Consider the following 12,987-nt stretch of genomic DNA (forward strand, 5'->3'; position numbering starts at 1 on the left):
TTCTAGGGGAGAGGTTGCCCTTGCAAGACACCACTTTGCATATTCGGCATCTGGGACAACAGGATTACGAGTCTGTGTGGCATGCGATGCAGCATTACACCGACACACGTAACAGCGACAGCCCAGACGAGCTGTGGATCGTTGAACATCCACCCGTATTTACCCAAGGCCAAGCAGGTAAAAGCGAACATATTTTGAATCCGGGTGATATTCCCGTGATCCAAGTGGATCGTGGCGGCCAAGTGACTTACCACGGGCCGGGACAATTAGTTGTCTACCCTCTCCTCGATATTAAACGCAGCAAGATTGGCGTCCGTCAGCTAGTGACCCATATCGAGCAAAGCATTATCGATATGCTCGCCAAATACGATATCAATGCCTACGCCAAGGCCGATGCGCCGGGCGTGTATGTGGATGAGCGCAAAGTCGCCTCTTTAGGGCTTCGCATTCGTAAAGGCTGCTCCTTCCACGGCTTAGCACTGAATGTCGATATGGATCTAGCGCCGTTTCGCCGTATTAACCCCTGCGGTTATGCCGGCCTTGAAATGGTGCAATGCAAGGAACTGGGTGGCCCACAAACCGTGCTAGAAGCAGGCGACCAACTCATTATTACCCTTAGCCAACTATTAGGCTACCAACAACTAGTTCATCATCAAGGATTAGCAGCGTCATGAACAGGCCTGAACGTTTACAACCCGGAGTCAAATTAAGAGATGCCGATAAGGTCTCGCGCATTCCGGTTAAAATCGTGCCCTCTGAGCGCGAAACCATGTTACGCAAACCTGATTGGTTAAGGGTCAAACTACCCGCTTCTAACCAACGCATTCTCGAGATCAAGCAAGCATTACGTTCGAACGGTCTGCACTCGGTCTGTGAAGAAGCTTCCTGTCCTAACTTGGCAGAATGCTTTAACCACGGCACCGCGACCTTTATGATTTTGGGCGCAATTTGTACTCGCCGCTGCCCATTCTGCGACGTGGCCCATGGCCGTCCGTTGAAACCTGATGCTGAAGAGCCGGTCAAACTGGCACAAACTATTCGCGATATGAAGCTGAAATACGTGGTTATCACCTCGGTTGACCGTGATGACCTGCGTGATGGCGGTGCCCAGCACTTTGCCGACTGTATCCGTGAGATCCGTAAACTCAATCCTGAGATTAAGATTGAGATCTTAGTGCCCGATTTCCGTGGTCGTATCGATGCCGCCCTCGACATTCTGTCGACCGAGCCGCCTGATGTGTTCAACCACAACCTCGAAACTGCGCCTATGCATTACCGTAAAGCGCGTCCGGGTGCGAACTATCAATGGTCACTCGACCTACTGAAGCGCTTTAAAGAGCGTCACCCCAATGTGCCGACAAAATCGGGACTGATGATGGGTCTAGGTGAAACCAACGAAGAAATCGCACAAGTGCTGCGTGATTTACGTGAGCACAAGGTTGAAATGTTAACCTTAGGCCAATATCTGCAACCGTCTAAGTTCCACCTGCCGGTTGAGCGTTACGTGTCGCCAGCCGAGTTCGATGAGCTTAAAGTCCTTGCCGATGAGCTTGGCTTTACTCACGCCGCCTGTGGTCCATTAGTGCGTTCAAGCTACCATGCAGACCTACAGGCACAAGGTAAAGAAGTGAAGTAACCTTCGCTTTATTAACCCCGTAAAAAACAGCGCTAAGGCGCTGTTTTTTTTATCGACATCTAAAATCTTAAGCCATTTCGATTAAGGCTAAATCCATCAAAATCGCATCTTCTTTGCCCTCAGCCAAAGGATAATAGCCTTTGCGACGGCCAGTTTCGACAAAACCCCGCTTCTGATAGAGCGCGCGCGCGGCAAGATTTGATTCGCGAACCTCCAGCATCAGCACCACAGCCTTGGCAGCTTTTACACAGTCAATGACTGCCGTGAGTAGCAGATACCCATAGCCTCGCCCTTGCAGCTCTGGCGGCAAGCAAATATCCAGTAGCGTTGCCTCATCGACAATCTGCTGCACAATTGCGAAACCGAGCAACTTGCCATCGCTTTGCATTAACCCAAGGACGCGGTACAAGTGCCCAAAACAATCGGCAAGATTATTCTCACTCATGGGATGGGAATGGGCACTCGCTTCAATGCGCGCCATTTGACCCAAATCCGTTGGCGTAAGGAGCACGATTTGCAATGATTCGTTAAGGATTTTAAGGACTTGATGACTCACAGGACAATCCAAATTAAAAGGTAACTTACGATAATATGTACAGGCACGACCAATAGAGGCTTAGGCCGTTAATTGCTGCTCACGCCACTGGCAAATCTGCGTCCATAAGGCACGCTTTGCCTCACTGCGTGATAGCAAGTCCGCTAAGGGATCTGACACTAACCAAGCCACTCTGGGCCTAACCCTGTGACGGCGTAAATCCCAGACTATGGTTTTACCCTTATGTGGCTCAGTGTTGAACTCACAGTCGTCCTTATTGATCCCGATTAATCCCAGCAAAGTTTCGAGTAAGGGCACGGCGGCGGGCGTCATATCGTCTGCATCCCAAACCACTTGATAAGGTCGCACTTTAGTATCGCGAAGCTGCCATGGAGTAATCTCCATTGCGGCTAAATAGGCTGATTTATTCATTGGGTTATCGGAGTTTCATTAGGCACTGACACCGCATAAGGATACCAGCTAAATGGGCAGAATGTTATTGTCACGACGCGGTTACCCACGCAATTCCTCCCTTAAATCGCAATTGAGCTACATAAACCAATCTGTAAATTCGATTTATAAAATCTATTTTAACCGCTTTAGATGTTTATCTCATTTGATAAGCTATCCCCATTGAGTAGGACAATAGGAGGAATTTCCATGATTAACATCGGCATCAACCAGAGTCACAGAGAAGAAATCGCTGCTGGGTTGAATCAGTTATTGGCCGACAGCTATAGCCTTTATCTTAAGACTCACAGCTTCCACTGGAACGTCACAGGCCCCATGTTCACTAGCTTGCACTTATTGTTTGAACAGCAATATACCGAGCTTGCCTTAGCGGTCGATTTAATTGCCGAGCGGGTTCGCGCATTAGGCGCAAGGGCATTAGGTTCTTATTCGGCCTACGCCAAGTTGACTGAAATCCGTGAAGATCAAGGTGTAGCAAAAGCCGAAACCATGATCCGTGAACTGTTAAGCGATCAAGAAGTGGTGATTAGAAACGCTCGTGCGCTCTATCCCTTAGTTAGCCAAGCGAACGATGAGGCAACGGCAGATTTACTCACCCAGCGCATCCAACTCCATGAGAAAAATGCTTGGATGTTGCGTAGTTTATTAAGCGAATAACCCTTTCATCATCCCCAAGCCAAATGGCCGAACAGTCACCCGTTCGGCCATTTTTATTGGCAAATCTGATGTAGCGATATGTTAGCCAAGCCCGCATGTTCAGTATTTTTAGCAACGATTGGCAGTTCACAGAACAACCAGTTAAGTGAGCTTTTACGATAAGCAATTTATGACGGCTAGTTTTAATCCATGAATGGCTGAGACAAAACCAATAGCAACATATTTAGCCGCGTTTTTACAGGCAAAATAAAACGGCTCGCATATTTCTATGCAAGCCGTTGTTTTATTTGGCAGGGGTGGCAGGACTCGAACCCGCAACCATCGGTTTTGGAGACCGCTGCTCTACCAATTGGAACTACACCCCTGTTGACGTGGGGCATTATGCTAAAAGCACTCTCAAAGGTAAAGGACTTTTTATGACAAACTTAATTAACTGAAGAATTTTCAAACAAGTTTGCCATCTACTGTTGATTTAATTGGCATAAAGCTGAAAAAGTCGGCATCTAAGCTCAGTACTGTATGTTCAAAACCCACTTACTACGGAGTAAATATTGAAACCTGGTGCACTGTCTATGGCCCAGAAACTAACAAAAGAGTCGTGAAAAAGCCTTAAAAGATGAATTTAATCGCAGTACGTGCCACGCACTCGCGACCAAATACCATCGTTGATGGTTAATCATCGAGGGTTGAGATAAAAATCCGCCGCAAATCATTGTCCCAAAGCTGGATAATTTTACGGGTCTTGTCCTTATTCCAAAAACATTTACCAAACAGGATAAGCCCTGCGCCCTCTAAATCCCGTTTATCTTCGATATTAAAGCGCTTAAACAGTTTGGTTTTGACGGCCTCGATAGGGATACCTATGTCTTTACTGTCGGCGGGATTAAGCCAACATAAGGTCGGGTCGCTATGGGAGATAGTGCCCCAGTACATATGGGGTTTGTTGTCCGTAGGGTCGGCATCGGCGAAATTCACAAACAGATTCTTCGCCCGCCAGCGATACTTGCGCTCATCATCGGTGTAAACCCAAAGATCTGAAGTCGCCAAATCGGAGCCGCGCAGCAGACTATGAAGTAACTTTTCTAGCCCTTGGCTCGGAGTACGCTTTGCCGTGATGGCTATCTCGGGCTTATCGGCCGCCACCTGATAGCCAACTTTGGGCTCCTGCACTGACCCTAATTGCTCGGTATCATTTGCCGTTTTACTTTTGGCTCCAACCTCTTGCTTTTGGGGGGTGTTGACTTTGAGCGCTGAGTTAGATGGTCTCTTATTACTGGGATTAAGCGAAAAATCGATAACCAAGGCATCGGCGTCGAGCAGTTGTTGCTGCACTTCGAGGGCATCTTGTTCTTCACGGGACTTTTGCGCCGACGGATTAAATTCGATGCAATCGAGCTCATGGTAACGGGAGCCAAAACAGGCGGCCTTACCATCCTTAGATGCTTTACGAAAATAGGCTTTGCCGTAGCAGGCGGGGCAATATAAATGCTGGCGCAAATGCTCAATCTCAGCCTCGGGTAACTGCTGAAACTTGAACACACTGTAGGTGACACCAGCCTGAGCATGAGGATTGAGTCGTAGTGGCGACGAAGCGTGCTCTGCCGCAGCCTCGGTTGTGAGTACACAAATCGCATCCAACATCTCTTACCCCCTAATCCTTATCTTTACGACCTTATCTCAAGTCTTAAGCTGGATGAAAATAGTTCGCGAGTCGTGCGGCTAAACTCGGCGGCAATAAGGGTTTATTACCGACAGTCGTTTTGCCATAAAAACCTTGCAGCTTGTCGATTAACTGCCAAAAACAGAGGTTCGCCGCCAATGCATCGAGGGCGGCGTACTGAATTTGTGCTTGGGATAAAGGCACCTGTTGCCAATTCGAAAGGGTAATTTTTTTAGGTTTATCGATACGTTTATGCAGTAATGCCGCCACCAATTGCCGCGTGCCCATCTCCTTTCCGGCACCTAACTGCGCCATCGCCCAATTCAAATCGAGTCGGGGAGAAACTTGAATATTCCAATCCCGTTTAAGCGCTTGGCCATCGCCCCTTAATCCAATTCCCACTTTGAGGATCTGTTCATTCTCGAGCATAGGTTTAAGCTCAGCGAGCCTCTCCCCCAACATCGCCTGTTGAAATAAATAACAGCTATCAGAGGTCGCCAATTGCACTAAGCTCAAGGGATGCTGAATACCCGGCTCAAAGCTTGCCCGCGTTTCGGTATCAAATCCCAGCACGGATTCAGTACTGAGTTGTAGTAATGTAGCGGTAAGTGTATCGTGGGTTACCAGTTCAACCCGCATACCCACCAGCGACAGTGGCGCAAGGTTTGCCAACTCTGTATCGGTTAAGCGCGTGGTTAGGGCGAGCTTTTGCTGAAACCATTGGAACTTAAGTTGCGAGTCGGGTGCCGATAAGTCCCCCGCTTGGGACTCGGCTAACCCTGAGAGATATTTACTCCCCGCTGCATCCATCGCCGCCAGCAGCTCGTCGGCATGTTCGCCTAATTCCTGACGCAGCCAAGCCAACTTATTGGGAGAAAGGCAATAACGCATTAATTGCATACATCGTCCTTGAGCGCTGAAGAGTGAAAATAGCTAGAGTATCTTGGTACTCGCAAACTCGGATTAGTCGCCCTTACAATCGGCAGAGCGACTATGGATAAAACAACAATAGTTAAAAAATTAGCTACGCAGCTTTTGGAATCCTGTCATCACCAGTACCGCCAAAGCGCCCGCCGCAATACCAAAGAGCGCATTGAGCAAACTCGGCGTCAATAATCCAAGCACAGGGCCGACCACGGCAAGGGTTTCCACAAATTGCTCGGCATGGTGAATTTGCTCGCCAACCCAATGTAATCCGTGGGTCAGAATGCCACCGCCCACCATAAACATGGCGGCGGTACCGATAATGGTTAGGCTCTTCATCAACACGGGCGCCGCGCTGAGTAAACCAAAACCCAACTTACGATTAAAGTGAGTGAAGCTCGACTCGCCCTGACGCTGGCTAAGATACAAGCCCGCATCGTCCATTTTGACAATCGCCGCAACCAAACCATAAACACCAATGGTCATCACAATGCCGATAACGGCGAGGGTAAAAAACTGCGTTGAGAGTGACTTATCCGCGACTATGCCTAAGGTGATGGCGATGATCTCAGCCGATAGCACAAAGTCGGTGCGGATCGCGCCCTTCACTTTTTCCTTTTCATAGGCCGCCAAATCGCTTATCTCGGGCAAGTCAGATTCGGCCTGCTCTGTGTGTTTGTCTTTGCGATGGCTATAGCTGTGGTGTAATTTCTCAAAGCCTTCAAAACATAAAAACAAGCCACCGAACATCAACAGAGGAGTGACCGCCCAAGGAATAAAGGCGCTGATCAACATGGCCGCGGGCACTAGAATCAATTTATTGCGAAACGAGCCTAAGGCCACAGCCCAGACCACGGGCAACTCACGGTCGGCACTCACGCCCGTCACTTGCTGGGCATTTAAAGCCAAATCGTCCCCTAATACCCCAGCGGTTTTCTTGGCCGCGACCTTACTCATCACCGCCACGTCATCCAAAATGGATGCAATATCGTCGAGTAAGGTTAATAAACTCGCCCCTGCCATACATGCTCCCTTAAACAAATAATGCTGTTTTTATCAATTCTGCTTTCGCAATAGTAACTTAGTTAGATTAAGTCCGTATAACAAATCGTCAATAGCAAAGTAGGTTTTATCTTAAGTCCATCACTAATCTTAAACACTTAGCTTAGTGATTAAATCGCATTGCACTGCAAGCGAGATCACAGCCATAGTGCAATAGCACCACACAATTTGGCGGAAAAGAGTATACTAAGCCCAGAATTTTTTACTCATTTGCCATTACAGGATGTCAACATGACTCAAGATGAAATGAAAAAAGCCGCTGGCTGGGCTGCACTCAAATACGTTGAGAAAGACAGCATTGTGGGTGTGGGCACAGGCTCAACCGTCAATCACTTTATCGATGCCCTCGCCACCATGAAGGCCGATATTGAAGGTGCGGTATCAAGCTCAGAAGCCTCCACTCAAAAGATGAAGGCCCTTGGCATCCCGGTTTATGACTTAAACAGCGTCGATAGATTATCTGTGTATGTCGATGGTGCCGATGAAATCAACGGCCATATGGACATGATCAAAGGCGGCGGCGCGGCATTGACCCGCGAGAAAATCGTCGCAGCTGTGGCTGAAAAGTTTGTCTGTATCGTGGATAACACTAAACAAGTGGATATTTTAGGTGAATTCCCGCTGCCCGTTGAAGTGATCCCAATGGCGCGCTCTTACGTGGCCCGTGAACTGGTCAAACTCGGCGGCGACCCAGTGTACCGTGAAGGCGTTGTCACTGATAACGGCAACGTAATCCTCGACGTTTACAACCTTAAGATCATCAATCCTAAGGAATTAGAAGATAAGATCAACGCCATCGTCGGCGTAGTAACCAATGGCCTGTTCGCGAAACGCGGCGCCGATGTGTTACTGGTTGGCACCCCTGAAGGCGTGAAAACCTTTACCGCTTAAGGCAAGGTGAGTCGAAAGACTCCCATGCGAGAAACAAAATGCCGGTACAACTGCGCCGGCATTTTTTATAACCCTAAAACGATTGAGCGATTACCACACTCGAGCCACTAAGCCCTTGAGGTAAAAACCTTCTGGGAAGGCGCTACCAATCGGGTGATCGCTCGCTTGGCTTAAACGCTCGATAAATTGGATCTCACGTTTGGCATCCAGAGCCGCATCGGCAACGATTTTTTGGAACAGATCCGCAGGCATTAATCCCGAGCAAGAGAAGGTCAAGAGCACCCCGCCCGGATTTAATAATTGCAGCGCAATCATATTGATATCTTTATAGCCACGGCAGGCGCCATTGAGCTGCGACTTATTGTCGGCAAACTTTGGCGGGTCGAGTACGATCACATCGAAGGTTTTACCCTCATCACGGTACTGACGTAACAGCTTAAACACATCGGCTTCGTTGTAATGCACATTATCATCATTTAAGCCATTGACTCGCATATTCAAACGCGCAGTATTGAGGGCAAGTGATGATACATCGACGTTTTCAATGCTGGCCGCGCCCGCCTTAGCAGCATAGAGGCCAAAGGTGCCGGTGTAGCAAAAACAGTTCAGTACCGATTTGCCCTTCACAAAACGGGCGGCGATGGCGCGGTTATCGCGCTGGTCGAGGTAGAAACCGGTTTTATGACCCTTAGTCACATCGACGGCGATTTTGATACCGTTTTCTTCAATTATGACGGGCATTTCAGGCAGCGTGCCATGGAGTAAACCCATGGTAGAGGCTAGGCCTTCTTTCTTGCGGGAATCGACGTCTGAGCGCTCATAAATGGCGCAATCGGGGTACAGCTCGGCAAGCACATCGACGATAGTGTCACGCCATACATCGGCGCCCATGCTCAAGAGTTGGCAGACTAATACATTGGCGTACTTATCAATGGTGATACCGGGTAAACCATCGGACTCGGCGGCAATCAAACGGTAACCGGTTAAGCCTTGTTCACGAATAAGATCATCGCGTCCCGCTTGGGCGCGCAGAATACGGCGCTTAAAAAACTCACGGTCGATTTCTTCTTCACGATCGAAAGTCCAAATCCGCACTTGGATTTGTGACTCAGGCGACCAGGCACCGCGACCCAACCAATGGCCATCATGGGCAACCACATCGACGGTATCGCCCGGCTCGAGTTTGCCTTTAACGTTATGGATCCCATTGGAAAATACCCAAGGATGACGACGCTCAAGGGACTTTTCGCGACCGGGTTTAAGTTTGATTCTGACTGCCATAGTACCGCCTTAAAAAAGTACCGCCACAACAAACAGTCACAGTTTGTTAGGCGCCGTCTGCTAAAAAATGGAAGCGGATAATATACCTAATATCGCCCGAGCGCGAGCCATCCACCCTAAACAACGCGCTAAGAGATGGCGATCATAGCCTAGTTTCAAGGGCAAAACCCAGTTACGACAACTGATTTTCGGCAATTCACTGCGATTTTCGACGAGATAAACACTATTTCGCTGAAAGATATTCTCAACCCCAAAGGTCTTATCCCAGTAACAGGACTTAAGCAAAAGCTGCACAAGCAACTAGGCTTATTCCTGTGTTTATCCATCCGCTTTATATGCTGCCTATTGGTGCTGTCGTTATAAAAGCAAGCTAATCAACAAAATGACTGACGTAGTCAGAATGCAAAGGAAGAAACCATGAATAAGAAAGCCCAAACCGCACTGTCAGGTGCAGCACTTGCTATGGCGATGGCGGGTATGGCGAGCCAAGCCACAGCCGCAGAACCCATGACCAGCGCCGACAGTAGCGACCTAGTCCATTGTTATGGCGTTAATACCTGTAAAGGCCATAACGACTGTAAAACCGCCGACAATGCCTGCGCTGGCCATGCAAGCTGTAAAGGCAGTGGTTTTGTCGCTATGCCATCCAAGAGTTGTGGCAATGTCGGTGGCAAAGTGGCCGATGATTGGGTTGGCAAAATCGCCAATACTGAGCTAGTGCACTGCTATGGCATCAATACCTGTAAAGGCCATAACGATTGTAAAACTGCCGATAACGCCTGCGCCGGACACGCCAGCTGCAAAGGCAGTGGTTTTGTGGCCACTCCAACCAAAGCCTGTGGTGACTTAGGTGGCAAGGTCGGCGCATAAGACATAAAAGTGTTTACAGATGAAGAAGCGGTCAGCCTTTCGGCCGCTTCTGCCACTCAGTCATCATGAGGTTTATACATGGATAAGCAGAGTATCACTCACCCCACCCTAGGTTTTGGTTTAGGACTAAGAACCCAGCACTTCGACCATGTGCTTAGCCATCAGCCAAAAGTCGACTGGTTCGAGATACTCTCGGAAAACTTTATGGTTGCGGGCGGCAAACCCCGCTATTACTTGAGCGAAATTGCCGAGCGTTATCCGCTGGTGATGCACGGTGTCTCTTTATCCATAGGTAGCACAGATCCACTGAATATGGATTATCTTAAGGCGCTTAAACAACTCGCCAACGAAGTGCAGCCCCAATGGATTTCGGACCATATTTGCTGGACCTCCATCCACGGCGTCAATAGTCATGACTTGCTTCCCCTTCCCTACACCGAAGAAACCGTAAAGCATGTGGCCGAGCGCATTGGCATAGTGCAGGATTTTTTAGGTCGCCGCATTTTGATGGAAAACGTCTCCAGCTATTTGTCCTACCAAGATTCGACCATGAATGAATGGCAATTTGTTAACGCGGTAGCCGAGGAGGCCGATTGCCTGTTGCTGTTAGATATCAATAACATCTACGTCAGCGCCCGCAATCACCAGTTCCCCCCCGAGGATTATCTGCTGCAAATCGCGCCTCATCGGGTACAACAGTTTCATCTAGCGGGCCACTCGGATTACGGTGACTATGTTGTCGACACCCACGACCATGATGTCTGTAATAGTGTCTGGGATCTGTATCGGCAGGCTTTAAAACGCTTCGGAGGCGTCAGCACTATGATTGAGCGCGATGCCAATATTCCCGAATTTAGTGCATTGGAAGCCGAGTTGGCGATTGCTCGTAACATCGCCCGTACCAGCTTAGGCGAGTCGCATCCTCTGGTTTATAGATCGCGGCAGGAGACTGTGGCATGAGTCAGCTTCGCGAGATCCAACAGCAGTTTATGGATTATCTACTGGCTAGCGCCACCCAAGCCCCAATGCCAGAAAATATTGAGAGGCAATTTAGCGATAGGGTTGCCGAGCAAGGCGGCGTTAGCCGCGATATCCGAATGCAGATTTATGCCAATGCCTATCGCATTCGCTTAACCGAAGTCCTCGAAACCGACCATGAAATGCTCGGGTTGTATTTAGGCGATGACTTATTCGCGCGCATGGCCAATGGCTATATCGCCCACCAGCCCTCACATTTTACCTCGCTACGCCAATTTGCCGATGCCCTGCCCGACTACTTAGCCAGCGACGCTTTTTTTAGTCAGTATCCGATTATTAGCGATATCGCCAGATTCGAGCGCAGCTTACTCAATGCCTTCGATGCCAAGGATGAACAGCGCGCCAACTTTGCGGCGCTGCAGTCCTTACCCGCCGCCGCTTGGCCCTATTGCCAACTGCGTTTTCACCCCAGCGTGCAGCTATTTGAGTGTGCCAGCAATGCGGTCGAAACCTGGCAAGCCTTAAAGCATCAACAAGTCCCACCCGCGCCAGATTATCAAGGCAAACGCGCTTGGCTACTTTGGCGCGGCGAGAGCCGTTTAACGGAGTTTATCTCCCTTGCAGAGTACCAATTGGCATTGATCCAAGGGTTTATCCACGGCGCCAATATTGCCGAACAATGTGAATTGATGCTGGCGTTTTTTACGCCAGAAGAGGTCATGCAGCAGCTGTTGCAAGCGCTGCAAGCTTGGTTTCAGTTAGGCTTGGTATTGAGTGTTCAGTCGAACAATTAAAGCTTGAGCCGCTAACGCCGCAGCGCCAATTCCACGATCACGGGCGCATGGTCAGTACTATAGGCATCGCGCTCGTATTCGGGCCTGACTAAGTGTCTATCGCAGGTCTGATAGTCCACCACCTGCGCCAAACTGCGGCTATCGTTGGCATCAAACTCATTGGAGAGCAACACATAATCCAGCACAGAACCTTTGGGGCCGTAATAATGGGTTGGTGCTCGGTGCTCACGGTAATGGATAGCGTTATCGGCTAAATTTGCCTCAATAAACAGCTCATAGGCATCTTGTAATCGATAGTGGGCAAACACTTGCGTTAATGCCGCATCGGATAAATGCCCAAGCCCTGCGGCTTTTATATCGTTTCTGTGGAGCGCTTCGCCTTGCAGCGTTAACGCATCCAGCGCGCCCAAGGACAAGCTATCGTTAAAATCCCCCATCAGGATCACTGGATATTTGGCACTCTGCCTTCTGGTGAGTATGGCATGGAACAGCAATGCCGCCTCAGCGCCCCGTTGCATGGTTGAGGCCCAGCGCCCTAATGCTTGCTCGGTTAATAACTTAGTCTCGGCGTGTAACTTAAGAGCCGATGGCGCATTTAACGACAAGCCTAAGGGATGCGGCTCTAAGGCCAATCCCGGCCGCTTAGATTTAAAATGCACCACATAACAATCACAGGGGCCAATCTGCGGCACCGTCACCGTCACCCGTAACACTTTACGGCTAAAGGTAAATTCGCTCGATAAGCCCATCGCTGCCACTAAGTGCGCCTCGGGTGCTATCGCGTTCACCTCAAGGATAGGGAAACGAGATGCCAATGCCACCACAGGGCTTTGATAAATATAATCACTGACCAAGGTCGCGCTATCGACCACCGCAAAGTGAGTGAGTCCCTGCTGCAAGGCAAGCTGGCGTAAAGGTTCTGGGCTAAATACTTCCTGAAATCCGACAATATCCGGATGATGTTGGTTTAAAAACTCGCTAAACCATTGGCACTTCTTCTGCCATTGGCCGTGGCTATAGATATTCTCAAAATCGTAAAAGGCTGAGGGTGGCTCTATAAAGTTAAATAGATTCAGGGTCGCAACTTTAATATTCGATTGTGTTGTCTCAGCCGAGCTCGACAGATGTGGAGAATGCTGTGGCACAGTGTTATTCCTCTTTAGCTAAATCATCGCTATCAATAAGCGCCCTTAACAGATACAGCCTCGAAACGGTCCACTCGCTCAAA

Annotated in this window: 14 protein-coding genes and 1 tRNA gene; 7 read left to right on the top strand and 8 right to left on the bottom strand. The window is 49.1% G+C overall.

Annotated features, from left to right (window positions below; all coding sequences use genetic code 11):
• Positions 1 to 20 precede the first annotated feature (20 nt).
• Both lipB and lipA read left to right on the top strand, forming a co-directional pair.
• On the top strand, positions 21 to 674 hold the full coding sequence (gene lipB, locus ACK5NH_RS05395) for a lipoyl(octanoyl) transferase LipB (protein ID WP_416918124.1): 654 nt from the start codon (positions 21 to 23) through the stop codon (positions 672 to 674).
• The gene (lipA, locus tag ACK5NH_RS05400) at positions 671 to 1,636 is read left to right on the top strand and encodes a lipoyl synthase (RefSeq protein ID WP_011621776.1); all 966 of its coding nucleotides are present in this window, start codon (positions 671 to 673) and stop codon (positions 1,634 to 1,636) included. The genes lipB and lipA overlap by 4 nt, the downstream gene beginning before the upstream one ends.
• A gap of 67 nt (positions 1,637 to 1,703) precedes the next feature.
• Here lipA and rimI read toward each other — a convergent pair whose 3' ends face one another.
• Both rimI and ACK5NH_RS05410 read right to left on the bottom strand, forming a co-directional pair.
• On the bottom strand, positions 1,704 to 2,156 hold the full coding sequence (gene rimI / locus ACK5NH_RS05405; protein WP_416918392.1) for a ribosomal protein S18-alanine N-acetyltransferase: 453 nt from the start codon (positions 2,154 to 2,156) through the stop codon (positions 1,704 to 1,706).
• A gap of 96 nt (positions 2,157 to 2,252) precedes the next feature.
• Positions 2,253 to 2,603 carry a DNA polymerase III subunit psi gene (locus ACK5NH_RS05410; RefSeq protein WP_416918125.1) on the bottom strand — a complete coding sequence of 117 codons (351 nt, stop codon included), beginning with the start codon at positions 2,601 to 2,603 and terminating at the stop codon, positions 2,253 to 2,255.
• Positions 2,604 to 2,831: 228 nt separating this feature from the next.
• Between ACK5NH_RS05410 and dpsA the strand changes: the two genes are divergently transcribed.
• Positions 2,832 to 3,299: a DNA starvation/stationary phase protection protein DpsA gene (gene dpsA, locus ACK5NH_RS05415; protein ID WP_416918126.1), complete on the top strand. Its 468-nt coding sequence runs from the start codon at positions 2,832 to 2,834 to the stop codon at positions 3,297 to 3,299.
• A gap of 288 nt (positions 3,300 to 3,587) precedes the next feature.
• Here dpsA and ACK5NH_RS05420 read toward each other — a convergent pair.
• The 4 genes from ACK5NH_RS05420 to ACK5NH_RS05435 form a co-directional block, all read right to left on the bottom strand.
• A tRNA-Trp gene (locus ACK5NH_RS05420) sits at positions 3,588 to 3,664 on the bottom strand.
• Between the two features lie 307 nt (positions 3,665 to 3,971).
• Positions 3,972 to 4,940, bottom strand: a complete 969-nt coding sequence (locus ACK5NH_RS05425; RefSeq protein ID WP_416918127.1) for a hypothetical protein — start codon at positions 4,938 to 4,940, stop codon at positions 3,972 to 3,974.
• A gap of 43 nt (positions 4,941 to 4,983) precedes the next feature.
• Complete coding sequence (locus tag ACK5NH_RS05430; RefSeq protein WP_416918128.1) at positions 4,984 to 5,859, bottom strand: 3'-5' exonuclease; 876 nt, start codon at positions 5,857 to 5,859, stop codon at positions 4,984 to 4,986.
• A gap of 120 nt (positions 5,860 to 5,979) precedes the next feature.
• Positions 5,980 to 6,906, bottom strand: a complete 927-nt coding sequence (locus tag ACK5NH_RS05435) for a DUF808 domain-containing protein (protein ID WP_416918129.1) — start codon at positions 6,904 to 6,906, stop codon at positions 5,980 to 5,982.
• A gap of 270 nt (positions 6,907 to 7,176) precedes the next feature.
• Here ACK5NH_RS05435 and rpiA point away from each other — a divergent pair, with 270 nt between their 5' ends.
• Positions 7,177 to 7,836 carry a ribose-5-phosphate isomerase RpiA gene (gene rpiA / locus ACK5NH_RS05440; protein ID WP_416918130.1) on the top strand — a complete coding sequence of 220 codons (660 nt, stop codon included), beginning with the start codon at positions 7,177 to 7,179 and terminating at the stop codon, positions 7,834 to 7,836.
• A 90-nt stretch (positions 7,837 to 7,926) separates the two neighbouring features.
• Here rpiA and ACK5NH_RS05445 read toward each other — a convergent pair whose 3' ends face one another.
• Complete coding sequence (locus ACK5NH_RS05445; RefSeq protein WP_416918131.1) at positions 7,927 to 9,117, bottom strand: class I SAM-dependent rRNA methyltransferase; 1,191 nt, start codon at positions 9,115 to 9,117, stop codon at positions 7,927 to 7,929.
• A 417-nt stretch (positions 9,118 to 9,534) separates the two neighbouring features.
• Here ACK5NH_RS05445 and ACK5NH_RS05450 point away from each other — a divergent pair, with 417 nt between their 5' ends.
• From ACK5NH_RS05450 to ACK5NH_RS05460, 3 genes are all read left to right on the top strand, one after another.
• A complete protein-coding gene (locus ACK5NH_RS05450; protein ID WP_416918132.1) occupies positions 9,535 to 9,987 on the top strand; it encodes a hypothetical protein in 453 nt (150 codons plus the stop codon).
• Between the two features lie 78 nt (positions 9,988 to 10,065).
• Positions 10,066 to 10,947, top strand: a complete 882-nt coding sequence (locus tag ACK5NH_RS05455) for a DUF692 domain-containing protein (protein WP_416918133.1) — start codon at positions 10,066 to 10,068, stop codon at positions 10,945 to 10,947.
• Positions 10,944 to 11,759 carry a putative DNA-binding domain-containing protein gene (locus ACK5NH_RS05460; protein ID WP_416918134.1) on the top strand — a complete coding sequence of 272 codons (816 nt, stop codon included), beginning with the start codon at positions 10,944 to 10,946 and terminating at the stop codon, positions 11,757 to 11,759. The genes ACK5NH_RS05455 and ACK5NH_RS05460 overlap by 4 nt, the downstream gene beginning before the upstream one ends.
• 11 nt (positions 11,760 to 11,770) lie before the next feature.
• Here the strand turns inward: ACK5NH_RS05460 and ACK5NH_RS05465 are convergent, their stop codons facing one another.
• Positions 11,771 to 12,904 carry an endonuclease/exonuclease/phosphatase family protein gene (locus ACK5NH_RS05465; protein WP_416918135.1) on the bottom strand — a complete coding sequence of 378 codons (1,134 nt, stop codon included), beginning with the start codon at positions 12,902 to 12,904 and terminating at the stop codon, positions 11,771 to 11,773.
• Between the last annotated feature and the right edge of the window lie 83 nt (positions 12,905 to 12,987).

It is taken from the genome of Shewanella sp., from assembly GCF_047975355.1.
In the GTDB taxonomy this organism is placed as follows: Bacteria; Pseudomonadota; Gammaproteobacteria; order Enterobacterales; family Shewanellaceae; genus Shewanella.